The organism is Microbacterium sp. VKM Ac-2870, assembly GCF_015350795.1.
Taxonomy (GTDB): Bacteria; Actinomycetota; Actinomycetes; order Actinomycetales; family Microbacteriaceae; genus Microbacterium.
In genome coordinates this window covers 87,052-112,951 of record NZ_JADKSH010000003.1, presented here as the reverse complement: position 1 = coordinate 112,951, position 25,900 = coordinate 87,052, and the positions used below count along the sequence as shown (strand labels likewise).

27 protein-coding genes are annotated in these 25,900 nt (G+C 70.3%); 14 read left to right on the top strand and 13 right to left on the bottom strand.

The features are described from left to right. The first annotated feature begins 37 nt into the window (after positions 1-37). Complete coding sequence (locus ITJ43_RS07890; protein WP_194583818.1) at positions 38-769, top strand: NRDE family protein; 732 nt, start codon at positions 38-40, stop codon at positions 767-769. A gap of 20 nt (positions 770-789) precedes the next feature. Here ITJ43_RS07890 and ITJ43_RS07885 read toward each other — a convergent pair whose 3' ends face one another. After that, complete coding sequence (locus ITJ43_RS07885; protein WP_194583308.1) at positions 790-2,184, bottom strand: FtsX-like permease family protein; 1,395 nt, start codon at positions 2,182-2,184, stop codon at positions 790-792. Further along, positions 2,181-2,921, bottom strand: coding sequence for an ABC transporter ATP-binding protein (locus tag ITJ43_RS07880; RefSeq protein WP_194583307.1), 741 nt, complete (start codon positions 2,919-2,921; stop codon positions 2,181-2,183). The genes ITJ43_RS07885 and ITJ43_RS07880 overlap by 4 nt, the downstream gene beginning before the upstream one ends. 113 nt (positions 2,922-3,034) lie before the next feature. On the opposite strand from ITJ43_RS07880, the gene ITJ43_RS07875 reads away from it, so the two are divergent. Then, positions 3,035-3,694 carry a YdeI/OmpD-associated family protein gene (locus ITJ43_RS07875; protein ID WP_194583306.1) on the top strand — a complete coding sequence of 220 codons (660 nt, stop codon included), beginning with the start codon at positions 3,035-3,037 and terminating at the stop codon, positions 3,692-3,694. Here ITJ43_RS07875 and ITJ43_RS07870 read toward each other — a convergent pair. Beyond that, positions 3,656-5,224, bottom strand: coding sequence for an FAD-dependent oxidoreductase (locus ITJ43_RS07870; RefSeq protein ID WP_194583305.1), 1,569 nt, complete (start codon positions 5,222-5,224; stop codon positions 3,656-3,658). The genes ITJ43_RS07875 and ITJ43_RS07870 overlap by 39 nt on opposite strands. 66 nt (positions 5,225-5,290) lie before the next feature. Here ITJ43_RS07870 and ITJ43_RS07865 point away from each other — a divergent pair, with 66 nt between their 5' ends. After that, a complete protein-coding gene (locus ITJ43_RS07865) occupies positions 5,291-5,842 on the top strand; it encodes a helix-turn-helix domain-containing protein (RefSeq protein ID WP_194583304.1) in 552 nt (183 codons plus the stop codon). Positions 5,843-5,867: 25 nt separating this feature from the next. Here ITJ43_RS07865 and pgi read toward each other — a convergent pair whose 3' ends face one another. The 4 genes from pgi to ITJ43_RS07845 form a co-directional block, all read right to left on the bottom strand. After that, positions 5,868-7,550 carry a glucose-6-phosphate isomerase gene (pgi, locus tag ITJ43_RS07860; protein ID WP_194583303.1) on the bottom strand — a complete coding sequence of 561 codons (1,683 nt, stop codon included), beginning with the start codon at positions 7,548-7,550 and terminating at the stop codon, positions 5,868-5,870. Positions 7,551-7,813: 263 nt separating this feature from the next. After that, a complete protein-coding gene (locus tag ITJ43_RS07855) occupies positions 7,814-8,683 on the bottom strand; it encodes a hypothetical protein (protein WP_194583302.1) in 870 nt (289 codons plus the stop codon). Further along, a complete protein-coding gene (locus ITJ43_RS07850; RefSeq protein ID WP_194583301.1) occupies positions 8,680-9,336 on the bottom strand; it encodes a response regulator in 657 nt (218 codons plus the stop codon). The genes ITJ43_RS07855 and ITJ43_RS07850 overlap by 4 nt, the downstream gene beginning before the upstream one ends. Continuing rightward, positions 9,324-10,649 carry a sensor histidine kinase gene (locus ITJ43_RS07845; RefSeq protein ID WP_194583300.1) on the bottom strand — a complete coding sequence of 442 codons (1,326 nt, stop codon included), beginning with the start codon at positions 10,647-10,649 and terminating at the stop codon, positions 9,324-9,326. The genes ITJ43_RS07850 and ITJ43_RS07845 overlap by 13 nt, the downstream gene beginning before the upstream one ends. Positions 10,650-10,767: 118 nt before the next feature. Between ITJ43_RS07845 and ITJ43_RS07840 the strand changes: the two genes are divergently transcribed. Beyond that, complete coding sequence (locus ITJ43_RS07840; RefSeq protein ID WP_194583299.1) at positions 10,768-11,580, top strand: Cof-type HAD-IIB family hydrolase; 813 nt, start codon at positions 10,768-10,770, stop codon at positions 11,578-11,580. Between the two features lie 42 nt (positions 11,581-11,622). Then, complete coding sequence (locus ITJ43_RS07835; protein WP_194583298.1) at positions 11,623-12,453, top strand: aldo/keto reductase; 831 nt, start codon at positions 11,623-11,625, stop codon at positions 12,451-12,453. A gap of 11 nt (positions 12,454-12,464) precedes the next feature. On the opposite strand, the gene ITJ43_RS07830 is transcribed toward ITJ43_RS07835, so the two are convergent. From ITJ43_RS07830 to ITJ43_RS07815, 4 genes are all read right to left on the bottom strand, one after another. Then, positions 12,465-13,151, bottom strand: a complete 687-nt coding sequence (locus tag ITJ43_RS07830) for a Pr6Pr family membrane protein (protein WP_194583297.1) — start codon at positions 13,149-13,151, stop codon at positions 12,465-12,467. Between the two features lie 72 nt (positions 13,152-13,223). Next, on the bottom strand, positions 13,224-13,442 hold the full coding sequence (locus ITJ43_RS07825; RefSeq protein ID WP_194583296.1) for a hypothetical protein: 219 nt from the start codon (positions 13,440-13,442) through the stop codon (positions 13,224-13,226). Positions 13,443-13,479: 37 nt separating this feature from the next. Further along, positions 13,480-14,460: a DNA-3-methyladenine glycosylase family protein gene (locus ITJ43_RS07820; RefSeq protein WP_194583295.1), complete on the bottom strand. Its 981-nt coding sequence runs from the start codon at positions 14,458-14,460 to the stop codon at positions 13,480-13,482. A 58-nt stretch (positions 14,461-14,518) separates the two neighbouring features. After that, positions 14,519-15,262, bottom strand: coding sequence for a winged helix-turn-helix domain-containing protein (locus tag ITJ43_RS07815; protein WP_194583294.1), 744 nt, complete (start codon positions 15,260-15,262; stop codon positions 14,519-14,521). Positions 15,263-15,661: 399 nt separating this feature from the next. On the opposite strand from ITJ43_RS07815, the gene ITJ43_RS07810 reads away from it, so the two are divergent. The 4 genes from ITJ43_RS07810 (at position 15,662) to ITJ43_RS07795 (ending at position 17,160) form a co-directional block, all read left to right on the top strand. Further along, the gene (locus ITJ43_RS07810; protein WP_194583817.1) at positions 15,662-16,279 is read left to right on the top strand and encodes a toxin; all 618 of its coding nucleotides are present in this window, start codon (positions 15,662-15,664) and stop codon (positions 16,277-16,279) included. Between the two features lie 5 nt (positions 16,280-16,284). Next, the gene (locus tag ITJ43_RS07805; RefSeq protein ID WP_194583293.1) at positions 16,285-16,596 is read left to right on the top strand and encodes a GNAT family N-acetyltransferase; all 312 of its coding nucleotides are present in this window, start codon (positions 16,285-16,287) and stop codon (positions 16,594-16,596) included. A 106-nt stretch (positions 16,597-16,702) separates the two neighbouring features. After that, a complete protein-coding gene (locus tag ITJ43_RS07800; protein ID WP_194583292.1) occupies positions 16,703-16,918 on the top strand; it encodes a hypothetical protein in 216 nt (71 codons plus the stop codon). Further along, positions 16,915-17,160, top strand: a complete 246-nt coding sequence (locus ITJ43_RS07795; RefSeq protein ID WP_194583291.1) for a hypothetical protein — start codon at positions 16,915-16,917, stop codon at positions 17,158-17,160. Before ITJ43_RS07800 ends, ITJ43_RS07795 begins: the two co-directional genes overlap by 4 nt. 13 nt (positions 17,161-17,173) lie before the next feature. Here the strand turns inward: ITJ43_RS07795 and ITJ43_RS07790 are convergent, their stop codons facing one another. Both ITJ43_RS07790 and ITJ43_RS07785 read right to left on the bottom strand, forming a co-directional pair. After that, the gene (locus ITJ43_RS07790; RefSeq protein ID WP_194583290.1) at positions 17,174-18,040 is read right to left on the bottom strand and encodes an alpha/beta fold hydrolase; all 867 of its coding nucleotides are present in this window, start codon (positions 18,038-18,040) and stop codon (positions 17,174-17,176) included. 75 nt (positions 18,041-18,115) lie between these two features. Beyond that, the gene (locus ITJ43_RS07785) at positions 18,116-21,010 is read right to left on the bottom strand and encodes an immunoglobulin-like domain-containing protein (RefSeq protein ID WP_194583289.1); all 2,895 of its coding nucleotides are present in this window, start codon (positions 21,008-21,010) and stop codon (positions 18,116-18,118) included. Between the two features lie 439 nt (positions 21,011-21,449). Between ITJ43_RS07785 and ITJ43_RS07780 the strand changes: the two genes are divergently transcribed. The 5 genes from ITJ43_RS07780 to ITJ43_RS07760 all read left to right on the top strand — a co-directional run bounded on the left by ITJ43_RS07780 (position 21,450) and on the right by ITJ43_RS07760 (position 25,804). Then, on the top strand, positions 21,450-22,094 hold the full coding sequence (locus tag ITJ43_RS07780) for a hypothetical protein (RefSeq protein ID WP_194583288.1): 645 nt from the start codon (positions 21,450-21,452) through the stop codon (positions 22,092-22,094). A 60-nt stretch (positions 22,095-22,154) separates the two neighbouring features. Further along, positions 22,155-23,252, top strand: coding sequence for a WxL protein peptidoglycan domain-containing protein (locus tag ITJ43_RS07775; RefSeq protein ID WP_194583287.1), 1,098 nt, complete (start codon positions 22,155-22,157; stop codon positions 23,250-23,252). Then, the gene (locus tag ITJ43_RS07770; RefSeq protein WP_194583286.1) at positions 23,245-23,493 is read left to right on the top strand and encodes an LPXTG cell wall anchor domain-containing protein; all 249 of its coding nucleotides are present in this window, start codon (positions 23,245-23,247) and stop codon (positions 23,491-23,493) included. Before ITJ43_RS07775 ends, ITJ43_RS07770 begins: the two co-directional genes overlap by 8 nt. An 89-nt stretch (positions 23,494-23,582) precedes the next feature. Further along, positions 23,583-24,602: a LacI family DNA-binding transcriptional regulator gene (locus tag ITJ43_RS07765; RefSeq protein WP_194583285.1), complete on the top strand. Its 1,020-nt coding sequence runs from the start codon at positions 23,583-23,585 to the stop codon at positions 24,600-24,602. Positions 24,603-24,787: 185 nt separating this feature from the next. Continuing rightward, the gene (locus tag ITJ43_RS07760) at positions 24,788-25,804 is read left to right on the top strand and encodes an ABC transporter substrate-binding protein (RefSeq protein WP_194583284.1); all 1,017 of its coding nucleotides are present in this window, start codon (positions 24,788-24,790) and stop codon (positions 25,802-25,804) included. Positions 25,805-25,900 lie beyond the last annotated feature (96 nt).

Here is a 25,900-nt window from a genome sequence, read left to right as displayed (position 1 = left end):
CGGGTGCCGAGGAGCGGACGGAGAGGCCGTCACCACCGTGTGCACCGTCATCGTCCACGTCCCGACCGGCCCGGATGAGCCGGTGCGGCTGCTCGCGGTGCGCGACGAAGACCCTCACCGCGCCTGGGATCCGCTCGGTCCCTGGTGGCCGGAGCGTCCCGAGGTACAGGGCGTACGCGATCGGCGTGCGGGCGGCGCGTGGCTGGCAGCGGATGCCGCCTCGCGCCGGGTCGCCGTGATCCTCAACCGCGCCGATGTTCTGCCCATCGACCCGACCGGCACGGCCGAACCGCCTCGCTCGCGCGGCAGGATCGTGCTCGATGCGGTCGCCGGCCGCAGCCCGAGCGACCCGCCGCACACGCAGGGCTTCAACCTCGTCGAAGCGACAGCCGGCGGCGTGACCGTGACGATGTGGGATGGGGCGGCCGTCCGCCGCGTGGCGCTGAGTCCCGGCATCCACATGATCGCCCACGACGACGTCGACGACGAGGGCACGGCCCGTATCGTCGCGTGGCGCGATGCCTTCCCTGTTCCCGCCGCCGATGACGAGCGCTGGTGGGAGAGGTGGCTCGACACACTCGAGGCGACGAGCGCGGTCGGGTCGACCGATGACCGCGCCATCGTGCGTGACAACCGCCCGTTCGGCTACCCCACTCTCTCGCTGCTGGTCTGCACCGTCGCGCTGGGGGCGGGAGTGGCAGGCGGCATGGACGTCCGCTACGCCGAGTTTGACCAGCCGGGGCAATGGAACCGTCCGCGGCTCGACTGAGTAGGCCTCGCCGAGACGGCTCAGCCCCGCCGGATCGCCGCGACCAGCGGCCGTGAGGCCAGCAGCGACAGCCGCACGAGCAGGATGCCGCCGACGAAGGTCGCCGCGATGATGACGAGCGACACGGGCGCCACCAGCACGGTGACGCCGACGATCGGCAGCGCGAGCACGACCCCCACGACCGCTCCGCCGACGGCCGCCCAGCGCAGCGGCACCATGACCGTCAGGGCGCGGGCACGGTCGAGCTCGCGTTCCGGCATGCCGAGGCGGTCGAGCCCCACGATGAGCTCGCGATCTTCGAGCACGGCGGCCGCCTGCGTCACCCCTACCGAACAGGCGAGCAGGGCGAATCCGACGGCGAGGGTCACCAGCACGCCCGTGCGCATGTCGTCGAAGATCACGGCCCCGGCCGCGCTCCCGCCCTCGTCGCCCGCCAGCGTCGCGAGGCTTGCACCCGCACCGCCGACCACCGCGATGAAAGCGATCATTGCGATGCCCGACACCCGGCGCCATGCGGAGGCGGCGTGGGCGGACAGCTCTCGCCCCGCGATCAGCCGCGCCGGCGACGACGTGGTGCGGGCCATCGTCCGCCCGCGCGCCGCCACCAGCGGCGTGCCGATCAGGTTCACGATGAGCAGAGCGGTGCCGAAAAGGCCGAGCAGCACGACGATGGCCATGGCGACGCCCCAGACCTGTACGACCGTCGAGATGTTCGACACCAGCACAGCCACGGCGATGACGCCCAGCACCCCCATGATCAGCGCGGCGGTCCTTCGGCGGGGAGGATCGGTGCGGCGGGCGACGCCCAGCGGTGTCACCTGCACGCGGCGCAGGCTCAGCGCCGCGCTCGCCGTCGCGATCACCACCACGGCGCCCACCGCAGCAAGCGTGATATCCAGGCCCGCCCACGCGGCGGAGGCGCCGATCGGACCACCGAAGAACGGGAGCACGCCCACGACCGGGAGCAGGGCGGCGTACAGTCCGACCCCGAGGATGCCGCCCAGCAGCGCCGTCGCGGCCGCCTCGACGACCGTCATGGTGCTGACCTCGCCGACGGTCGCGCCCAGCAGCCGCAGGGTGGCCAGCCGGTCATTGCGCCGGCGTGCCGACAGTCGCGCGGCTGCAGCGCCGAGCGTCGCGATGGGCACCGTGAGCAGCACGAGAGCGAGCGCGCTGAGCGTCTGGTAGAGCAGCGCCGTCTCGCCCGCGGCGCGAGGGTCGGTGAAGAACATGCGCACGCCCCCGGCGACGACCAGCAGCAGAGCCGCGGTCACGGCGAAGGCGACGACGGGCAGCACCAGCGCGGCACGGCCCTGACGAGCGGGGCGGGCGAGCAGGACGGTGAGGGTGAGCGCGCGGCGAAGCGCCCCGCGCGAGGGCGCCGAGGTGGGGACGCCGCTGAGGATCGCGCTCATCGGGATTCACCGGCCGGGGCGGTGGCGCCGATGGTGCTGACCCCGGTGACCGCGCCCGGCGCTGCGATGCGGCCGTCGACCATCTGCAGGGTGCGGTCGCAGCGCGCGGCGACGCCGGGGTCGTGTGTCACGACGACCAGGCTGCGCCCCTGGCCGGTGGTCGCGTGCAAGAGGGCCGACATCACCTCGTCGGAGGTGCGCGAGTCGAGTGCCCCGGTCGGCTCATCGGCGAAGACGATCGGCGCGCCCGTCACCTGAGCGCGTGCGATCGCGACGCGTTGGGCCTGACCGCCGGAGAGCTGGCCGATACGGCGCTGCTCCATGCCGGACAGTCCCAACGCCGCCAGCCACCCGGCCGCCCGCGCCTCGGCCGGTGTGCGCGGCATCCCCTGCAGCAGCAGCGGGAGGGCGGCGTTCTCGACGGCCGTGAGCTCGGGCAGCAGAAGGTGCTCCTGGAAGACGAAGCCCAGCTGCGTGCGGCGTACGGCAGATCTCTGATTCTCGGTCATTCCGACCAGCTCGACGGGCGCCGCGTTCGGTGCGTTCAGGCGCACGGAGCCGGCGTCCGGAGGGATGATCGCCGCCAGACAGTGCAGCAGCGTGGTCTTTCCCGAGCCCGAGGCGCCCATCACCGCGACGGATTCGCCGGCGGAGATGGTCACGTCGACGCCCGCGAGTGCGAGGAGATCGCCGTAGCGCTTGAGCAGGCCGGTGGCGGACAGGACGGGTGCATTCATGTCCTCCAGTCTTCGCGGCGGCAGGCTCGGCGTCGTCGGTCCCGGGGTGTACCCCGCATCCGTCTCGCGAGCGATCTCTGTTGCGTGTCAGCCGTCGCTGGTAGCGTCGCGCCATGGGCGTCGACGGGGGTGAGCCGGTCTTCTTCGCGGATGCCGCATCCTTCCGCGCCTGGCTGGAGCAGAACCATGACTCCGCTACCGAATTGTGGATGGTGCGCCGCCGCAAGGGGCATCCCGAACAGGGGCTTCTCTGGGAGGACGCGGTGCCGGAGGCCTTGTGTTTCGGCTGGATCGACTCCATCAGCCGCCGTCTCGACGACGATGCGCGCGTCCAGCGCTGGACGCCCCGCAAGTCCGCGTCGACGTGGAGCGCGGTGAACATCGCGCTCATTGAGAAACTGACCGCAGAAGGCCGTATGCACCCGGCGGGGATCGCCGCGTTCGAGCGGCGCCGACCGGAGCGCACCGCGATCTACTCGTACGAGTCCCGCGACGAGCTCGAGACGGTCGAGCTGTCGGCCATTGCCGCCGTACCCGCGGCGCAGGCGTTCTGGGATGCCGCAACCCCCGGTTATCACCGCATCTGCGCCCACTGGGTGCACGGCGCGCAGCGCGCGGTGACCCGTGACGCACGCCTGGCCGCCCTGGTGGTGGACTGCGCCGCGGGGCGATTGATTCCGTCGCAGCGCTACGGGACGACGCCCGTCTGGGTGGCGCGCGCCGCCGAGGCCGCGTCAGCGGCGGCGCAACAGGAGCACCCCGTCGTCGAGTAGCGCGCTCTCACCGTCGGGACCTTGCGCTTCGCGCGGGCGGATGCCGACGATGACGGGCTCCCACTCGTCGGGCGCCAGGGTGAGCAGGCCGAGTTCCTCCTCGGGTGAGAGCAGTCGTGGACCGTGCTCGTGCTGTTGGCTGTCCCCGATGCCGTGGCGTGACCAGGGCGGTGGTGCAGCGTGCGAGATGACCAGCAGATGACCGCCGGCAGCCACCCGGTCGGCGGCTTCGCGCAGCAGTGAGATCCGCGGAAAGTCGGGCTCCCATGAGTGCAGGAAGCTCGCGGTGACGAGGTCGAATGTCCCGGCCGGTGCCGCCGCCGCGCCACTGCCGACGAAGAACGACAGGCGCTCGCCGAGGCGCCGTTCGCGGGCGGCGCCCGCCGCACGGCGGATCGCCGTCTCCGAGACATCCACCGCGCTGACCCGCCAGCCGCGTTCGGCGAGCCACACGGCATCCGCGCCCTCTCCGCATCCGATCTCCAGCGCGGTGCCGACGGGCAGGTTCGTCACGACATCGGCCATGGCCGGGTTGACCCGCCCCGACCAGATCCGGTCGCGTTCGGCGTAGCGCAGTTCCCAGTCGGCATCTCGCTGTCGCGCGCGCTCGAGCACAGCGAGCTCGGCGTCTTCCGCGGCCAGGGCTGCGTTGGCGCCGGCTCCGGCCATCGATCCGGTCGCCATCGCCACCGGCACGTTTCCATAGGGGGCGGCGACGTTGCCCGCCGCCCACACCCGCGGGTGGCTGGTCGCTCCGAGCATGTCGACGGCAACGGGGGAGCCCGGTTGATCGGCGCGGTCGAGGCCCAGCGGCTCCGCGAAGTCGAGATCGATGACGGGCGTTGCCGCGACGAAAAGGGCATCGATGTCGTGCTCGATGCCCTCGGCATCGCGGGCTGCGCGCAGCACCCCGTCCTCGGCGACGAGCCCGACGATCGGCGTCGACACGATGCGGATGCCGCGGGCGTGCAGTCGAACGCGCACCTCCTCGCCGAGAGGCTCGATCGCCGCCGTGAACGCGGTGAGGTCGGCGGTCCACTGTCGCACGAGCTCGATCTGGTGGATGCTCTGCGGCGAAGTCGCCAGCACGCCGAGTCGCGCATCGGCCACCTCGTAGCCATGGCAGTACGGGCAGTGCAGCACGCCCCGCCCCCACAACTGCTCGATGCCGTCCACGGCCGGCAGCTCGTCTCGGATGCCGCTGGCGATGATGACCGCCCGCGCGGTGTCGACGGTGCCGTCGACGCGGAGAACGCGCAGGGTGAGCCCGTCGTCGACGATGCCGGCGACCTCGCCCGCCTCGACGCGCACGCCGTAGCGCGCCAGTTCTTCGAGGCCGCGCGCCAGCACGTCGCCGGGGGCGACGCCGTCGTGGCCGAGGACGCCGTGCATCTGCGGCGCGAAGCGGTTGCGCGGACGCCCGCCGTCGATCACCAGGGTGCGTCGCCGCGCCCGGCCCAGCATCTGCGCGGCGCTCAGGCCCGCCGCTCCGCCGCCGATGACGACGGCATCCCACTCTCGTTCTCGCATGTCTCCACTCTGCGCGACGGGGCAGGATTTCAGCAATCTGGTTTGCAGGAATGGCAAGATGTGAACATGGCATCGGGGATCGACCAGGTGGGTGCGCGACTGCGCGCCGCACGACAAGCGCGTGGCTGGACGTTGGAAGAGCTCGCGATGCCCGCGGGCATCTCGGTGAGCACCCTGTCGCGGCTCGAGGCGGGCAAGCGTCACGCCTCCCTGGAGCTGCTGCTGCCGCTGACACGCCAGCTCGGCATCCGCCTCGACGATCTCGTCCCCGCGGAGACGCCCGACCCTCGGGTGCGCCGCGCCGTGGAGCGCCGGGACGGGATGCTCATCGCGCCGCTGACCCTCGAGAAGTCACCGGTGCAGGCGCTGAAGATCGTCTACCCGCCGCTGGACGGCGCGCCCGCCGCCCGCATCCACGACGGCTACGAGTGGCTCTACGTCTTGAGCGGACGGGTGCGTCTTGCCCTCGACGGCACCGAGCACCTGCTCGAACCGGGGGAGGCGGCGGAGTTCGACACCCGCGTGCCCCACTCGATCAGTGCCACCGCCGAGGGGGCGGCCGAGGTGCTCAGCATCTTCAGTGCCGCGGGCGAACGCTTCCACACCCGCCTCGCCTGACCGCGCGGAACCGCGCCCGCGCCCCTCAGGCGTTGCGATGAGCGCGGTAGTACTCCAACAGGGCGCGGGTCGAGGCGTCCTGCGCGGCGGTCGCCTCGGCGTCGCCCTCGATCGCGGGCGCGATCTGCAGTGCGAGCTGCTTGCCGAGCTCGACACCCCACTGGTCGAAGGAGTTGATGCCCCAGATCACGCCCTGGGTGAAGGTGATGTGCTCGTACAGGGCGATGAGCTCGCCGAGCACGCGGGGCGTGAGCGCTGGCGCGAAGATCGACGTGGTCGGGCGGTTGCCGGGGAACGTGCGCGCCGCGACGAGAGCGCCGGTCGTGCCCTCCGCCTCGACCTCTTCGGCCGTCTTGCCGAAGGCGAGGGCCTTCGTCTGGGCGAGGAAGTTCGCGAGGAAGAGCCCATGCACGTCGCGGCCGTCGTCGGTGAGCGCGTACGCCGGGTTGGCGAACCCGATGAAGTCGGCGGGGATGAGCCGCGTGCCCTGGTGGATCAACTGGTAGAACGCGTGCTGCCCGTTGGTACCCGGCTCGCCCCAGAAGATCTCGCCGGTGTCGCTCGTGACGGGCGAGCCGTCCCAGCGCACGCGCTTGCCGTTGGATTCCATCGTGAGCTGCTGGAGGTAGGCGGCGAAGCGGCTCAGCTGCTGCGCATACGGGAGGACGGCGTGCGACTGGGCGCCGAGGAAATTGGTGTACCAGACATTGAGCAGTCCCATCAGCACCGGCACATTGCGGGCGAACGGCGTCGTCCGGAAATGCTCGTCGATCGCGTGGAACCCGGCCAGGAGCTCACGGAACGCGTCGGGGCCGAGCTCGACCATGAGCGAGAGTCCGATGGCCGAATCGACCGAGTAGCGCCCGCCCACCCAGTCCCAGAATCCGAAGGCGTTCGCCGGGTCGATTCCGAAAGCCGCGACCTTGTCGAGGGCCGTCGAGACCGCGACGAAGTGGTGCGCGACAGCATCCTGGTTCTGCGCGTCGGAGCCGTCGATGGCGCCGGCGGCAGCCAGACCCGTCCACAGCCAGTCGCGTGCGAGGCGTGCGTTGGTGAGGGTCTCGAGGGTCGTGAAGGTCTTGGATGCCACGACGAACAACGTCGTCTCGGGGTCGAGGTCCTTGGTCTTGTGGGCGAGGTCGAACGGATCGATGTTCGACACGAAGCGGGCGTCGATGCCGGCGGTCGCATACGGTTCCAGGGCCGCGGAGATCATTGCGGGCCCGAGGTCGGAGCCGCCGATGCCGATGTTGACGACGTGCGTCACCGTCTTGCCGGTGATGCCCGTCCACTCGCCCGAGCGCACGCGATCGGCGAAAGCGCTCATCGCCTCGAGCACGGCCTGCACATCGGCATCCACATCCTGGCCGTCGACGACCAGCTCGGCCGTCGCGCCCGCGGGACGGCGGAGGGCCGTGTGCAGCACCGCGCGATCTTCGGTGGTGTTGATGTGTTCGCCGCGGAACATTGCGGCGATGCGCGCGCCGAGGTGCACATCGTCGGCGAGCGTGAGGAGCGAGGCGAGGATGTCGTCGTCTACCAGGTTCTTGGAGAGGTCGACGTGCAGGTCGGCGGCGTCGAGGGTCAGGCGCTCGACCCGCGTGGGGTCGGCGGCGAACCAGGCGCGCAGATCCGGCGCGAAGCTCGCGGCGCGGTCGGAGAGGGCGGCCCAGGCGGGAGTGCGGGTGGCGTCGATGGGAGTGCTCACGCCACCACGCTAGCGCTCAGCGGGAGGGGTGGGCAGATGTGTGTCCTGTGAGAAAGGGCCGGTCGTCCGAATGGACGACCGGCCCTGCAATCCGTTGCACCACAGTCGCAGGGGGAGAGTCCTGCTTCGCCCTCCGTCTGATCATGGAGTCGGTCGTCGGGGAGGCGATGAAGAGAGCGTATGACGGTCCGCCCGCGCGGGGCGGACCGTCTACCGAGTGCATACCGTTCGCATACGGTCCTGTCAGAAATCGGTCTGCGTGCTCAGGAGCGCAGCGATACGTAGCCCGCCGACACCCCGACGGTGATCCGGTGCGGTGACGTCGAATCGACACGCAGCCGGTTCTCGATGTCACCGGCCGACGCATTGGACGACACCGCGTAGCGATCGTCCGGCAGGACGAGCGCCAACCGACCTGCGCTGAGGTCGACCGACACGGCGCTCGGTGCCGAGCCTGCGAGGCTTCCGTCGACGGAGCCCGCGCTGAGCTTGAGTCGAGCGGTGTCGACGCGGGCCAGATCGAAGACGAGACGGCCCGCCGATACCTCGGCGTCGAGGGTCGCTGCACGTCCTGAGAGGTTCATCGCGCCGGCGCTCACGGTGACGTCGAGGCGGCCGAAGTCACCGTCGGCCCGCAGCGAGCCCGCGCTCAGGGAGAGGTCGGCGTCCAGTGCAGAGCCCTTGAGCGACTGGGGGAGCGTGAGCACCGCCGTGTCGCTCTCGTTGAAGGGGCGCAAAGCGCTCCACCAGGTGCGCTGGGTCGCGACGACGAGGGTCGGGCCGTCGCGGCGCACGCGCCAGTCGCTCGCCGCGCCGTTGACGTCGAGCACGACGCTCTCGCCGCCGTAGACGATCGTCAGATCGGCTGCCGCGACGTCGACCTTCAGGCTCTGGATGCCGACGGCATCCGCCGTGAGAGTGCCGCTCGCGCCGCGCTGACTCGTGCCGATCGCGGCGAGGACGGAGGTGCCGAGCGCGCCGAGGATGAGCGCGATGCCGAGGACGATCGTGAGAATCGCCACGACGCGCGAGCCCGGTCTGTGTGCGGGGGGCTGCGGGGAGACGGGCCCGGTGACGCCACCGTCGGACGGCGGCGCCGGCGGTACCGGAGGCGGAGTGAGCGTGGTGGTCATCGGTTCGTTCCGTTCTCCCAGTGGATGAGGGCGGCGAGCACACGGCGGTTGCCGTGTTCGTCCTGTTCCAGATCGAGCTTCTGGAACAGCGAGGTGATGTGCTTCTCGACGCTGGCTTCGGTGACGAAGAGCGTTTGGGCGATGGCTTGGTTGCTCTTGCCTTCGGCGATGAGCGCCAGCACGGTGCGCTCCCGGTCGGTGAGGCGATCCATTCGCGCATCGCGGCCACGGCGGGCCAGCAGTTGGGCGACGACTTCGGGGTCGAGCACGGTGGCCCCGGCGCCGATGCGTTCGACGGCCTCGAGAAACTCGCCGACGTCGGCGACCCGGTCTTTGAGCAGGTAGCCGAGGGCACCGGTCTGGCCGGCGATCAGCTCGCCGGCGTAGCGCTCCTCGACGTACTGGCTGAGCACGAGCACGGCCAGGCGGGGATCGGTGCGGCGCAGGTGCACGGCCGCGCGGATGCCCTCGTCGGTGAACGTGGGCGGCAGGCGCACATCGAGGATGCAGAGGTCGGGCCGCACCTCGGCGACGGTCGTCGTCAGATCGCTGGCGTCGGGCAGCGCCGCGACGACGTCGTGGCCGGCATCGTCGAGGAGGCGTACGAGCCCCTCGCGCAGCAGCGCGGAGTCTTCGCAGATCAGGATGCGCACGGGACGCTCACCTCCAGAGCGGTCGGTCCGCCCTGCGGGCTGTCGAGTCGGCTGATGCCGCCGGCGGCGGCGATGCGGTGGGCGATGCCGTCGAGTCCGCCGCCCGGAAGCACCTGCGCTCCGCCCACGCCGTTGTCCTCCACGCGCACCCAGAGCGTGGGCACGGCTTGCTCGGGCGCGTCGCGTAGGCGCACGGTGACGCGCACCTCGCTGCCGCGGGAGTGCTTGGCGGCGTTGGTGAGCGATTCGGCGATGGCGAAGTAGACGGCAGCCTCGGCCGTGCGGCTGCACCGACCCGTCTGCGGGTCGGGGAGGCGCACGTCCAACTGCACAGGCACGTGCGAGCGGGCGGCGAGGGCGCTGAGCGCCGCATCCAGTCCTCGGTCGTCGAGGACGGACGCGTGGATGCCGCGGGCCAGCTGACGAAGCTCGGTGATGGCGGCCTTGGTGGAGGTGTGGGCTTCATCGATGAGCGCCTTCGCGGCGGCCGGGTCGGTGTCGATCTTCTGCTGCGCCAGACCCAGCGTCATTCCCACCGAAACGAGCCGGGGCTGGACGCCGTCGTGCAGGTCGCGTTCGATGCGTGTGCGCTCGACCTCGCCTGCCCGCACGGCGCTCTCGCGCTGCGTTCCCGCCGTGCGGGCCTGCTCGAGGAGCATGGCTTCGCGGCTCGGGACCAGGATCGCGCGGGTCAGCACCGCGTGCAGCAGCGCCGCGCCCACGAGCATCGCGAGAGAGACGATCGCGCCGAGAACGCCGACGAGAATCGCCCACTCGCCGCCCACGTACGTGTCGGTGACGGGGATGCGCACCGTGGCGCTGCCGAGCAGGGGGGTGAACAGCAGCGCGACGCTCGAGGCCAGTGCGCCGATGACCGACAGGACGACGAGTCCGAGGATCGTCGTGACTGCCGATGATGCGATCCCGCGCCACATCGACCCGTCCGCGAACTGCTGCCACAGGGTGCGCAGCCACCCGCTGAAGCCGGGCCGACCGCTGGAGCGCAGCGGGGGGACGGGCAGGCCGTAGCCGTAGAGCCCGTCGACCCGCGCGTACTCGAGCCATGCTGTGGCCCACATCGCGTAGACCAGCCCGACGAGCAGGAACGCGCCGATGCCGAGGGCGGGCAGCAACCCGACGCCGACGCTCAGCAGCACCAGGAGTACCGAGAAGACGACCGTGCCTGCGACGCCCATCGCGGCGACCTGGGCGATCGCGCCCAGATGTGCGAGCAGACCGATGCGGGGGGCGGTCGCGGTCACGGGCACAGATGCCGGCGCCGGCGGGGCGCCGATGGAGGGAGGCTGGGTCATGACTCCACGCTAGGGCGCGCCCGCCTGCCGACGCAGGGGTGCCCGCCCCCGGATCGTCTTCGGGTTATCCCCCGCTCGCGGCGCTCGCCGCCGACGTGCGGTGGGGGAGGATGAAGGGGTGAGTGCCGCCGACATTCGACTGATCGCCGTCGACATGGACGGCACCCTGCTGCGGCCCGACGGGTCGATCCCGGACGGCCTCTGGCCCCTGCTCGATCGGTTGCGCCAGCGCGGCATCGCGTTCGCGCCGGCCAGCGGTCGCCAGCTCGCCACTCTGCAGCGCGCCTTCACGGGCGTCGAGGCCGGACTCGACTTCATCGCAGAGAACGGTGCCTACGTCGTCTGCGGGGATGTCGAGGTCAGCTCCGATGCGGTCGATCCCGACGTCGCGGCATCCGTCGTGCGGCGCTTGCGCGCGCTGGTCGCGGACGGCACCCTGCGCGCCGGACTCGTGGTGTGCGGCAAACGCTCCGCTTATGTCGAAGACACGGACCCCGCTTTCCTGTCCGAGGTCGACACCTACTACGCGCGCATGCAGGTCGTGCCCGATCTGCTCGCGGTCGACGACCAGATCTTGAAGCTCGCCATCTACGACGTCGACGGCGGCGAGCAGCACACGGCTCCGGCTTTCGCCGACCTCGCCCAGACCCACCGGGTGGTCGTGTCGGGCGAGCGGTGGGTGGACATCATGAATTCGACGGTCAACAAGGGCGTGGCTCTGCGCGCGTTGCAGGCGGCGCTGGGAGTGAGCGCCGCACAGACCGCGGCGTTCGGCGACTACCTCAACGACATCGAACTGCTCGAGGCGGCAGAGTGGTCGTACGCGATGGCCGACGCCCATCCCGACGTGGCGGCCGTCGCTCGCTTCCGGGCCCCGTCCAACGCGGATGCCGGGGTGCTCACTGTCATCGAAGAGCTCATCGGCGACTGACACCGCCGCGCACGCGGAGCCACCGGCGCGTAGCGTGGGGGCATGGTCACGATTCCCACGGTCACCCTCAACGACGGCGTCGCCTTTCCCGAGCTGGGCTTCGGCACCTACAACCTGCGCGAAGGCGACGGCATCGCCGCGGTCGTCGCGGCGATCGAGACGGGCTACCGCCTGCTCGATTCCGCCGTGAACTACGAGAACGAGGCCGAGGTCGGCGAGGCCGTTCGCCAGAGCGGCATCCGAGACGAGCTCCTCGTCACGACGAAGGTGCCCGGACGCGAGCACGGCTACGAGGAGACCATCCAGAGCGCCCATGCGTCGCTCGAGCGACTCGGTCTGGAGCGCATCGATCTGTACCTCATCCACTGGCCCAACCCGAGCGTCAACCGCTACGTCGAGACCTTCCGCGCGATGATCGACTTGCAGAAGGAAGGCAAAGTCGGCTCGGTCGGTGTCTCGAACTTCACCGAAGCGATGCTGACCCGCCTGATCGACGAGACCGGCGTGACGCCGGCCGTCAATCAGGTCGAGATGCACCCCTACTTTCCGCAGCGTGCGCTGCGTGCCTTCCACGCCGCCCACGGCATCCGCACCGAGAGCTGGAGCCCGCTGGCGCGGCGCAGCGAACTGCTGACGGAGCAGGTCGTCGCCGACGTCGCCGCGGCCCACGGCGCGACGCCGACTCAGGCGGTGCTGCGGTGGCACACCCAGCTCGACGCGACGCCGATTCCCAAGTCAGCGACACCTGCGCGGCAGGCGGAGAACGCCGATGTGTTCGGTTTCACTCTGACGGATGCCGAGATCACGGCGATCAGCGCGCTGGAGCGCGGTCGGCTGTGGGGCGGCGACCCCGACACCCACGAGGAGATGTAGCGCGTGAGCGGTCAGCCGGCAGGGCGCGGTTCGCGTCCGGTGCGGGCGAGAAGCCTATCGAGGCCGAAGAACGCGTAGCCGACGGCGATGAGCGCGACCGTGAGCCCGACGATCCACAGCGCCACCCCGCCGACGCCGTTCGTGGCGACATTCATGAACGGGTAGGGTGCCCTCGTACCCCCGGCGAACCGTCCGCCCAGCGCGCTGCACCCGAACGCGAAGACGAGGTAGGCGTAGGGGATGAGCGCCCACAGCAGCGGGTCATAGCGACGCAGCAAACCCTTCGGTACGAACAGCAGCCAATCGACGATGACGAGGATCGGCGTGATGATGTGCACCAGGTTGTCGGTGAGGGTGAACGGCTGGTAGGCGCCCGGTTGCGTGAACAGCGCGGGGGTCAAGACGAAGAGGTAGATCAGCATCGTGACGGTGATCGCCTCCATGACGGCGGCGGCTCCGCGCGCCGATGGTGTCGACGCTCCGCTCCAGCCCTCACGCTGCGCGTCGCGCAGGGTGACGATCGCCGAGGCCACCATCCAGCCCAGGCACAGCACGTTGCTGAGCACCGTGTAGTAGAGGAACGAAGACCAGCTGGGATTCGCCGTCCACAGTCCCGACACGCGCGCGATGCCGATCATGATGACGAGCGCGGCTACCGCGCGATAGCCGAAGGCGAGGATGCGGGAGCTCACGATCATGCGCTCATGTTAGGGGTCGGCTCATCCCTGCGGGCAACGCGACTGCGCGTGATGGAGCGCGTCGCCGATGCGTCAGAGCTGAGCGCCGTCGTCCCAGGGATCGTCGAGGTGCGGGCTGCGTCCACGCCACGACTCGTAGGCGATCAGCCAGCCGATGGAGATGATGACGGCGAGCACGAGGCCGAGCCACACGTTCTGCATGATGAGACCGAACAGCACGCCGGCCGCCAGCAGAACGATCGTTCCGATCATCCAGCCGATGCGGCCGCGTGGCCACCCGTTGTGCGTCATGGTGTCAGCCTAGGAGATGCCGCGCCGGTCCGCCCCGTCAGCGGGCCCGGTGGTCTTCGGGCGCCAGGCGCGGACCCCGACGCGGCTCGAGGCGGCCGCTGAGACCGAGCAGGCGGATCACCCGCTGGCGGTGCCCCCGCCACGGCTCGAGAAGCTCCAGCATCCCGTCGTCGTCCACGCGGAGTCCGGTCAACGCGTAGCCCACCTGATGGGCGAGGTGGTAGTCGCCGACGCTGACGGCATCCGCATCGCCGAACGCCCGGATGCGCGTCTCCGCACTCGTCCACGCTCCCACGCCGCGCAGACTCGTGAGCGCCCGATCGGCGGAGGTCGCATCGTGCGCCGTCCGCTCCAGCGACGTGCGCCGCGCGGCGGTCTCGACGATGGTGCGCGATTGCGGCGGCTCGAGTCCCGCCCGGTGCCATGTCCAGCTGGGGATGCGGTGCCAGTCGGCGGGCGGAGCGAACATCGGCCGAGGGGTGGGGCCGGGGGCGCGCTCCCCGCACCAGGTCAGGATCATCCGCCACGCACCGAACGCCTGCACGGCGGTCACCTTCTGCTCGAAGATCGCGCTGACGAGCGCGTCGAACAGAAGGTCGGTGCGCCCGAGGCGGAGGCCGGGGTGCCGGTGGTGGGTGTCGGCGATCACCGGATGCCGGTGCGCCTCGAAGCCGTCGGGATCGTCGTCCGCGCCGCACAGGCGGGGAAGCTGATCGAGGCTCCACGACGCTCCGCCGCCCCACGCGGCGGCGCGGATCCGCGTCCGCTCGACGCGGATCGCGATCGTCGCGACGCCCTCTGGTGTGCGCATCGCCCGCCAGATGACGCCCTGGTCGTCGAGCTGTGACGGGTCGTGCGTTCCCCGCTGCTGGTAACGGATCGCCCGGGCGGCGTCGATCGGCGTCGCGGGCCGGTACTCGGTCTCGATCGGTCGGGACGGCGCGGGCCGCGGATCGGGTGTCGATGCCGGTCGCGGGGGCGCCGGCGGGCGCACCGGCATCCTCTCCCGCGTGGTCATGCGGCCACCCTATGTCACCGCCTCCGACACTCCGGCGGTCGTCGGCCGCCGGCGGCGATCAGAACCGGTCGGGGGAGGGCGTGCCGTGACCGTAGCGGATGACGACGTCGGCGTGACGGTCGAAGCGGTAGCCGATGCCGCGCACGGTGCGCACGATCTCCTCGTACCGGCCGAGCTTGGCGCGAAGACGGCGCACGTGCACGTCGATCGTGCGCTCGCCCGGTGCGTCGTCGGCGTCGGCGTGGCTCCACAGCGACGACACGAGCTCGGTGCGCTCGATGGTGCGTCCCTCGCGCAGCACGAGGTACTGCAGCAGCTCGAACTCCTTGAAGGTCAGCTGCGCCGACTCGCCCTCGATGTGCACGCGTCGACGCGAGATGTCGATCGTGACGCCTCCGGGAACGTGATCGTCTTCGGGCTCGTCCTGCTTGGTGCGGGCGACGGCGCTCGGCTCGTGCAGGGCGAGGCGCACGACGTCGACATCGCGGCCGCCGGCTGCCGCAGGCGCCAGAGCGACCGTGGCGTATGTCTCGGCGTGGGGCGCGAGTTCGCCGAGCGTGCGGCGGAGGGCCTCGACGAGAGTCGAGAGCGAGACGCCGTCGGCGGCGGCTTTGACCTCATCGATGCCGACGTACAGGGCGAAGCCGCGCGGGGCGGTGCCCACCGGGATGCTGCCGGTCGCCGTGGTCGGGGCGGGCGGCGCGGCCGGGACGGCGAGAGCCGGGCGGCGCGGAGCGGTGTCGCTGACGGCGTGCAGGTGGCGGACGGGGGCGGGCGAGGCGAGAAGAGCGGTGTTCGACACGGGAATGTCCTTCGGAGGCGGAACCCGGGCAGTGAGCCGAGAGCGGGTTCGAGCGTGTGTTGCGAGGGGCCCGGAGAGGTCCGCATCGGATGCGATGCGAGGGCCAGTGCGAGACAGCCGGCATCCGCGTTGTGCGCGGCGCGGTGCTCGGGGGGTGGCGGCCGACCGACCGAGTGGGTCAGAGTCGGCGGGCGCACCCGGCGGGGTTCACCGTCAGTGGCACATTCGGCAACACAGGGCAACGCGCGGCATCATCATGATGCCGGCAGGTCCGTTCGCCTCCAGGGCGGACAGAGTGCGTGCGTTGTCAGTCATGAGGCCGATTATGACGAACCGCGTCGCGATGTGTCAAACCGCACGGGTGTCGGCGCCGCAAGATGACGGAATGTGACAGAGTGCATGGTCGTGAACGCTTCCCACCCCACCCGCATCCGCATCGTCGGGACATCGGGTTCGGGAAAGTCGCGGCTCGCGCAGATGGTCGCCGCGCGCACGGGAGTTCCGCGGCTCGAACTCGACGAGGTGTTCTGGGACGAGGGATGGACCTATCGCGACGTCGATGAGGCCCGCCGACGCGTGCGCGTCTTCCTCGACGCGCACCCCGACGGCTGGGTGGCGGACGGCAACTGGAACACGCGTCTCGAGGGTTTGATGGAGCCGGGCACCCCCGGCGGTGCGCACATCGTCGTCTGGCTGGACCATCCTCGCAACCTCGTGATGCGGCGGGTCGTCGCGCGCACCGTGCGCCGCGGCATCCTGCGCGAAGAGCTCTGGCACGGCAACCGTGAGCGCATCGCGTCGTGGTTCCGGTGGGAACCGGAGGAGAACATCATCCGGTGGGCGTGGACCAGCTATCCGAAGACGCGTGCCCGCATGCAGGCGCGCATCGCAGCGGGCGACCCCGTGGTGCGACTCCGCGGCCAGCGCGAGGTCGACGCGTGGCTCGCGTCTCTGCCCGCTGATCCCGTCCGCCCTGCCGCGCCCGGCCCTCGTGGCGCGGGCTTCGGCGTAGCGTAGACGCCATGACCGCAGAGCAACGCGATGATCTTTCGTTCACGAACGAGACCGACGCGTCGCGCTACACCCTGCGCAAGGGCCATGACATCGTGAGCGTCCTCGACTACCGCGATGACGGCCGGACTGTCGCGATGACGCGCGCCTACACCGTGCCGACGTTCCGCGGTCACGGATATGCGGGCGAGGTCGTCGCGCGTGCGGTGGCGGAGGTCGCCGCCAGCGGACACCGGGTGATCAGCCCGGTGTGCTGGTATGTCGCCGACTGGTTCGCCGCGCACCCCGAGCATCGCGCGCTGCTCGCCGAACGCGCCGTCTGAGATGCGACGACGCCCCGACTACTCTGTCTCGGTCGGCGACGTCAAGGGCCTGGGCGGCGCCGGAACGAGCGGAGACAGTGTTCTCACTCGACGTGAGGAGAATCCCATGACCAACGATCGTGACGACCTGCCCGAGGGCGTGATCAACGCCGACCCGGCCGGCGGGTGGGAAAGCGGGAGCGTGGCCGACGGCGAGACCGTCGAGTCGGGTCAGCGCGAGACCGCCGACCCCGTATCGGTGCCGGACGGGTTTGTGGAGAGCGCGGCGATCCAGGCGGGGATGGATCCCGATCTGCGCACCGACGAGCAGGCAGAGCAGTGAGCGCCGCAGAGGAGCCCGGCGGGGCGGGGGCGGAGAACTCGCAGGACGAACCGCGTCTCGAGATGCACGCGACGACGCAACAGGAGCGCCTCGACGGCATCGTCGCCCAGTTGCGCGCCGATGTTCAGGGCGAGAACACCGCGACCGTCGACAAGGCCGTGCGCACGCGCCTGGCGGAGACCGGAGTCGCGGCGGACGAGGACACCATCACACGGCTGGTCGCCGAGCTCTCCTCAACCTGACCCCCGCCACGGTTCACCCTGCGGCCAGCCACCGTCGAAGCTCCGCCGCCATCGGCGCGGCCGTGCGGATGAGAGTCTCGTGACGGTGGCCCTCGACCACGAAGGAACGGGCGTTCGGAAGGGTCGCGACCACTTCCTCGAACCACTCCGGGGGGACGACCAGGTCACGCTCGCCGCGCACGACCAGCGCCGGCGCCGCAACCCGCGGAAACGCGTGTTCCGGGCGGTGCACCAGCATCGCCCGCATCTTGCGCCGCAGATGCGGCCCGGCTCGGACGTATTCGCGTGCGCCGAGCAGCAGCACCTTCGGGCTCTCGCCCCACAGATCGCGGGCCAGGCGGGACAGCTGTGTCAACGGATGCCGGCGCCTCCGGTCGACGGTCGGCGCCACCAGCACGAGGTGCGACACCGCCGCGGGGTGGCGCACGGCGACCTCGGTGACGACCTGCGTGCCCATCGAATGGCCGAGCAGTACGACGGGCCCGCGGTCCAGGTGTCGCAGGTACGCCGCCACGAGATCGGCCATCCGCTCCATCGTCGGCGTGCGCTGCGGCTCGGGGGAATCGCCGTAGCCGGGGAGGTCGACGGCCACGACGAGTGTGTCCTCCTCGAGGCGCTGCACGAGATCGCCGAAGACCTTGCGCCCCATCCCGATGCCGTGCACGAGCACGACGGTGCGCGCGGCGTCAACCGGCCCGCGCCGCTCACCGATGAGGCTCGCGCCACCGTGGGCGAACACCTCGATGCGACCGTCGTCGGTCGGCATCCCGGTGATCTCGTCGATCGCGCGGTCGACGGCGTCCACGACGGTGCCGACCGCGTCGACCGCGGCGGCCGCGACGGCAGGGCTGGAATCGCGGGTCGAATCGTCCACGGACATGCATCGAGGGTACGACGGCGGGGCCCGGCGCCGAAAGCGCGGACCCCGCCGCCTATCCGAGCGGATGTCGAGGTGTCAGCCGCAGCTGCGCGCTGCGTAGGCGACCGCGACCGTCGAGGTGATCCCGCTCTGGGTGATCGTCGCCGACAGGGAGCCCGCAGGCATGGTCGTCATGCGCGTCGTGAAGGCGTACGACGCTGTGGCGCCGTCGGCGAGCGCGGCCGTCTTCGACCCGTACGGCGACTGCAGGGCGATCGTGGCGGCTCCACCGCCCTCATTCGTCGCCGTCACCACCAGTGCCACCTTGCCCACGACGCACCGTGCCGTCGTCGTGAACGCGACGTGGGAGGCGGCCGTGACGGTAACCGTAGCCTCGACCGGCATGCGGGAGTCATCCTGCGCGATGCCGCGCACCGTGAACGTCCCCGGTCGGGAGTAGGCCGCAGGCGCGATGGCGTCCCACACGACGTCGACGGTGCGCGCAGCGCCGCTGACGGTCGTGAGCGATGCTCGCGGCAGCGTAGGCGCGGTGCCGGCGGTCGTCGTGACGTCCATCGCGGACACCGACGCGACCGCGATGTCCGGTGCGTAAGCGGCGAGCACCTTCTGGTACTCGGCACGGGTGATCGGCAGCACCGTGCCGTGGCGTGGCTTGCCCCCATCGGCGTTCTGCGGCAGGCCCTGACGCAGCTTCTGGCCCAGCGGCTGCCACGCGGCGCCGTCGAGGGAGGTGGTTCCGAACGGTACGTAGTGGTTCGGGCCTCCGTGGTAGTTCGGCTGGTCGATGAACAAGAACCAGTTCAGCCCGTTCACGTCACCGGGGTTCGCGGGGAAGATGTTGGGCCCTTCGCCGCTGGAATAGAGGCCGTTGGGCTCGCCGTTGGCGAGACCGGTGGCGACCTGGTCCTTGACGAGCGTCCACTGGTCTGCCGCGCCCGTTGCGCCCGGAAGCGACCCGGCGATCGTCGCGAGCAGGTTCGTCGACTTCTCCTCGCGGATCGTCATGCTCGCCTCGTCCTTCGTGAACCGGTAGTAGACGTCGCCGACCTTGGCCACCGTCGAATCGATGGTGCCGAGACCGGCGCCGCGGCGGACATCGATCCACGGCTTCGGGTCGGAGAACGTCACGAAGTCGTCGGTGGTGGCGTACATCATGCGGTTGTACGTGACCGCGGTGCGGTCGGCATCGTTCGCCGTCGGGTACAGGTTGGAGGCCCAGAACACGACGAAGGTGTCGAGTTCGTCGTCCCAGTACGCCTCGGGAGCCCATGTGTTGCCCGCGAAATCGCTGGACACCTTGACGTGTCGCTGCGCCGACCAGGTGACGAGATCGTTCGACTCCCACACCTCGATGTACCGCGAGCCGGAGATCTGCGCCGTCGTGAAACCACCGGCCAGGCCGTCGACCTTCAAGTCGGTGGCGATCATGTAGAACCGGTCACCGCCCGGTGCGCGGAGGATGAACGGGTCACGCAAGCCTTGCGTGCCCACAGTGGATGTGAAAACGGGCTGGCCCCCGTTGAGCGTGTTCCAGCTCAGGGCGTCATTGCCCTTGGATGCCGCGATGCTCACGCGTTCGGCGCCCTGGCCTTCACCCGTGAAGAAGGTCCAGAAGTAGGCCTCGGTGAGGGTGGAGCCCCCGGGCATGGGCTGCACCCGCGCGGTGAAGGTGCGGGTCGCGCTGGCGGTGCCGCTGTGCGCGGTCGCCGTCAGTTCGACGGTCGCCGCCGCGGCGCCCGCGGCGGGACGGGCGACGGCGACGGTGCGGGAGTCGGAGCGCACGCCATCACGCACCGTCGCCGATGCGGCACCGGTGGTCACCGACCAGGTCAGGGCCGAGCCCTGTGCGCCGAGCGTGGGGACCGAGAAGTTGGTCCGGATGTCGTCGAGACCCGGCACGCTGAGGGCCGCGAGGTCCTGCGTCACGCGTTGCGAATCGGTGAGCTGCTGGGCGACGAGCACCGTGTAGGTGCGCGTACGTGTCGCCGTGCCGCTGGTGAATGTGGCGGTCACGGTCACCCGGGCATCGCCCGCGCCACCGAAGGGGCGGGTGACTGTGGCCGATCCGCCCGAGAACGCGATGGCGGCGCCATCCGATTGCCAGGCCACCGCGACACCGGCGCTGCGGGTGGGCAGGGTGAAGTTGTCGGTCACGGTGCTCGGCACGGTGACAGCGGCGACGGCGCGATCGAGAGCCTGAGCGCTGTAAAGGCTCGCGACATCGGCATCCGACATCGCGCTCGCATAGACGGCGAAGTCGTCGACGAGCCCGCTCCAGCCGGGATCGTTGTAGGTGGAACGGCCCAGGGTGGCCACCAGCGAGGATCCGAACGAGGACAGATCGCGGGTGATCGTGTTCTGCGCGATCCGTGTGCCGTTGAGGTAGACACGCAGCTGGCCGTTCGCTCCGTCGATGACGGTCGTGTAGAGGCTGAGTCCCGCGGGGGTGCGCGCTCCGGAGGTGGCGGCGCTCGTCGACCCTGCCCCGACCTCGGTACCCCACGGTGCGCCCGCGTCGGTACCGTTCGTCACGACGGACTTCACGTAGCCCGCGGGGTTGGTGGGGTTGAGCAGCCAGTAGCCCGATGAGAACGATGCGCCGGACGCGAGCGGAGCACCGATGAAGGCGGCGGCGGTGTTCGCCGCACCGGTGCGCGGCGAGAGCCACGTCGAGATGGTGACGTTCTTCTTGCCCACGAGGGAGCTCGTCGGGATGTCGAGGTAGGCAGCGGTGGCCGACGATCCGCCCGGCAGAGACAGCATCCCGTCCGCCACGCTGGCGCCGCTGAGGCGGAGTGTCGCGTCGTTTCCGTTGCCGCTCGTGTCGGCGACGGAGGTGCCGGACGCCGCATCGAAGGAATAGTGGATGATCGGGCTCGACCCGGCATCCGCGTGGGCGGCCATCGGCGCGACGGCACCCGCGACCGAGAGTGCGATCGCCGTGAGGGCGGCGCCGCCGCGGGTTCTCAATCGGGAGCTCCGCGCGCGGGAATGGGGGAATCGGGCTCTGGGGCGCGTGGTCATGCGCGGGCTCCTCTGCATCATCTCGATCGATCATCTCGATCGCTTCGATCACCGTGGCGCCGCCAGAGGGGCGCCGAGACCTCTCCGTCTCGGCGCGGGGTGGGCACCATCGCTCTGTCGACGACCGTGAAGCGGTCGGCGCTTGTGTTACCGGAAACAATGCCGGCGCGGCCAACCGTAGAGGGCGGTCGGAGAGGGTGTCAAGGGTCCATCTGTGCGTCGTCACGAGGGGGAGGTCCTCTCGCTGGTCTCGGCTCGGCGCGTTATGAAAGCGTTACCGTTTTCGCTGATCGTTATCGCTAACATCTCTCGGAGTCCTAGACCCACCGTCGGGTCGACAGCATCCAGATCGGCACAGACGCCGTTCGGAGAACGGAGACATGCAATGAACAACGCCGTCTTGCTGCGCGCTGCCGCCGCGGCCCTCGGGTGTGTGCTCGTGGTCGGCGGTGCTGGCTCTGCATTCGCCGCGAACAACGACGATGAGATGGGCAACCAGCAGGTCGGCGTCGCCGTGCAGATCGATGCAATCGGCGCGCTCACACTCAGCGTGGCGTCCGGATCGACTGCGCTCAGCGAGGTCGCCTCCACCGATCCGGATATCCGTGCGTTCAGCGGGGCGCTGCCCGACGTCACCGTCACCGACGACCGTCAAAACGTCCCCGCCGGCGTCTTCTGGTACGTGACCGGACAGGCCAGTGCGCTCACCTCCGGCCAGAACAGCATCGACGCCGGTCACCTCGGCTGGACGCCGAAGATGGTCATCGCACAGGGCAACGGCGAGGTGGCCGAGGGCGACCCGGTCACGACGGTTCTCGACCCCGACCCCGTGCAGGGAGTGAAGAACAACGTCGGGCTCGTGGGCAACGAGCTCCTCGCGCTCTCGCTCGACGCGCAGAGCGCCGCCGCTGTCGGCAGCTGGACGGCCGGGGCCGACCTGCTCCTCAAGGTGCCGAAGACCGTCGCCCCCGGCGCGTACTCGGGCACCATCACGATCACTCTCTGGGAGGGCGAGCAGACGTCGCCGTGACGCCGACCGGCGATCCGGCTCTCCCTTCGTCCCTCTTGTCCCACCCGAGGAGCCGCACTTATGCGCACCCCCCTCCGACCGGCCATGGTCGCCCGCCTCGCTCGTCTCGCCAGCGCGCTCGCCGTCGCCGTGGTGCTGAGCGCGGCGCCGGCTCTCGCCATCGCGCCGGCCCTGGAGGCGCACGCGGACGATGCCGCGCCGGGCGTTCGGTGGTCGGTCGTGCCGGCCGATGCCAGCGGGCCCGACGGGCGGCGTTCGGTGGAGGTCAGGCTCGATCCGGGTCAGAGCGCGGCCGACCATTTCGCCGTACGCAACGTCGGCGACGCGGAGGTGACGTTCCGGTTGACCGCCGCCGACGGCTTCACCACCCCGACCGGTCGATTCGACATCCTCGCCGACGGAGCAGCCTCGGTCGATGCCGGCCGGTGGATCTCGGTCGCCGACAGCGTCACTGTTCCCGCCGGCGCGACGGTGATCGTCCCGTTCACGATCGCCGTTCCGGCCACGGCGCAACCCGGAGATCACTCGGCGGGAATCACTGCGTCGGTGCTTTCGGTGAAGCGGTCTGATGGCGCCGCGCGCGTCGGCGTCGAAAGTCGGGTCGGATTCCGTATCGCGGCCCGCGTCGCGGGAACGATCGAGCCGGCGGCCTCGTTGCATGCTGCCGCGGGCTCGTATCACATCGGATGGAACCCCCTGCGTCCCGGGTCTGCCGTGGTGGATTTCGACGTGGTCAACGACGGGAACACACGCGTGCAGGCCGTCGGCACCGTCGCGCTGGGCGGGCGCACCGTGGAGTTCCCCGCGCCGGGGGAGGCGGTCGCCGACCTGCTGCCGGGAGATCGGCGCACGATTCGGGTCGTCGTCGACGACGTGTGGCCGTCCGTCTACATTCCGGCGACGATTTCGCTCACGCCGCGTGCCCTCACCATCGGTGGTGATACCCCGGCGGTGGCTGCAACGTCGGCGAGTACGGCGCTCTGGGCGCCGCCGGTATCGCAGCTGCTCGTCGTCGTGGGCATGGTCCTCCTCGTTCTCGCTGCGTTCTGGGGTCGCCTGCGTTCGCGTCGCCGCGTCGACAGTCTCGTGGCGGATGCCCGCGAGCAGGGCCGCCGTGCGGCGGTCGAGGAACGGACCTCGGAGGGCGCTCGTGGCTGAGGGCCTCCCGCTCGTCGACGCGACGCCCGAGGCGGGCGCGTCGGGCGTCGAGCTCACTGTCGTGATCGCCCCTCTGCCGGGGACGGCGGGGGTGACTTCGCTGCCGGCGACCGGCGGCACCGTCTCTGTGGAGCTCGGACTTCTCGGTCTCGCCGCGCTGGTCGTCGGTGCCGTGATGTTGAGGCGTTCGCGCCGTCGGCGCGTCGGCGCGCGGGGTGTCGGATGGAGTGTGAAACGATGAGGCATCCGCTCCCGAGCGTGTGAGATCTCCATCGGAACGGTCGCGCCGGCAGAGCGTGGGTGCGAGGCTTTCTCAGGGGAGGGGCGCAGATGGCTGAGCAGAGCGGCCGTGGATGGGCCAAACCCAGCATCTACGACGTGGCCAATCACGCCGGTGTCTCGCACATGACCGTGTCTCGGGTGCTCAACGGTCACCCGAACATCCGCGAGTCCACGCGCACTCGGGTGCTGCAGGCGATCGACGAGATGCAGTACACGCGCAGCTCCATCGCCCGCGCCCTGGCGACGAGCAAATCGATGCGCATCGGCGTGCTGGTCGACAGCCCCGTGCAGTGGGGACCGAACAGCACCCTGCGAGCCATCGAACAGGCTGCGCGGGCGAGCGCGTACTCTGTGAGCGTCTTCTCGACCTCCGACGAGGATGCCGAGAGCATCTCGACCGGTATCAACGATCTGGTCGCACAGGGCATCGATGCCCTGTGCGTCATCGCTCCGCGCTCGTCGGCGTTGGAGCTCTTCCGCGAGCACAGCTCCAACATGCCGACGCTCGTGATCAAGGCCGAGCCCGATCCGCACCTGCACACGGTGGCCGTCGATCAGTACACGGGTGCGCGCACCGCCGTGTCGCACCTCATCTCGCTCGGCCATCGCACGATCGCACACGTCGCGGGTCCGCTCGACTGGTACGACGCGCGTGCGCGCTGGCAGGGCTGGCGTGACGAGCTCGAGGCATCGGGATTGCCTGAAGGCCCGATGGTGCAGGGGGACTGGACCAGCGACCGCGGCTACGAGATCGGTCGGTCCCGTCAGCTCGCCTCGGCCACTGCGGTGTTCGCCGCCAACGACCAGATGGCGCTGGGCATCGTGCACGGCCTGCTCGAGCGCGGACGACGGGTGCCGGAGGATGTCAGCGTCATCGGCTTCGACGACCTCCCCGATGCGCGCCACTTCCTTCCGCCGCTGACGACGGTGCGTCAGGATTTCGCGTCGCTCGGGGCCCTCGCCCTCCGCCTGATCATCGCCGCCATCGATGGCAATGACACGGGAAAGCACGCGCTGATCGCCCCCGAGCTGATCCTGCGGTCTTCGACGGCGGCGCCCTCCGCCTGACCGCTTGCGGCGCGCGGATTCGCCCCGCACCTGTTCGCGGTAACAAACTGGTAACGAAAGCCGAAGAGGGTCTTGTGTTCGCGAATTGTTAGCGCGCACAATCGACCTTGCACCATCCATGCGCCCCCCGGGGCACCACACATCTTCCGCAATCGCCGCGGGGGAACTCTCAAGGAGGAGAAAGAATGGACATCAGCACACGCGGATTCCGTGGACTGCTCACGGTCGCAGCCGCCGGCGCCATGGTCATCGGTCTGAGCGCATGCTCGGGCAACGCTGAGCCTGCAGGCAGTGGCAGCGCCGCTGCCGGTGGAGACAAGCCCATCACGGTCGGCTTCGTCGCGGTCGGCCCCGAAGGCGGCTGGCGCAACGCCAACGAGCAGGCCATCAAGGACGCCTTCACCAAGGACGCCGGCTTCGACCTGAAGTACGCCCCGGCCGCCAGCCCCAGCGACCAGAAGTCGCAGCTCGACGCTTTCTCGACCTTCGTCAACGACGAGGTCGACGTCATCCTGCTGACCGCCACCGAGGCTTCGGGCTGGGGCGATGAGCTGAAGAAGGCCAAGGAAGCCAACATCCCGGTCATCCTGCTCGACCGCGGTGTCGACGCGTCGTCCGACCTCTACGTCACCCGCATCGCGCCGGACAACAAGCAGGTTGCGAAGTCGGTCGGCGACTGGGCCGCCACGGCATTCCCGAGCGGCGCGAACTACTTCGTGCTCGAGGGCGTTCCGGGTCTGTCTGTCGTCAACGAGCGCAACGAGGGTTTCGACGCCGCTCTGTCGGGCAAGTCCGGCTGGAACAAGGTCGGCGCGCAGACCGCCAACTGGAAGACCGACGAGGGTAAGTCCGTCATCGAGACCGTCCTCAAGGCGAACAACAACAACATCCAGTTCATCTTCGCTCAGAACGACGAGATGGGCATCGGTGCGGCGCAGGCCGTCACCGCTGCGGGCCTCAAGCCCGGCACCGACGTCAAGATCGCCACGATCGACGGCACCAAGGGCGCCCTCGAGGCGCTGTCGAAGGGTGACCTGAGCTTCGTCGCTCAGTACAACCCCTTCTTCGGAACCGACGCCGTCGACGCCGTCAAGAAGGCCCTCGCGGGCGAGAAGGTCGACTCGACCATCATCGTCAAGAGCGCCACGTTCGACTCCCCGGAGGCCGCCAAGACGGCCCTCGACAAGGGTCTCGGCTTCTAAGCCGCGACGAGCGAACCCTCTCGAAAAAGCGGGGACGGGGAGCGTCTGTCCGGCGCTCCCCGTCCCACCACCTCACCCGCCGTGGTGATCCCACCC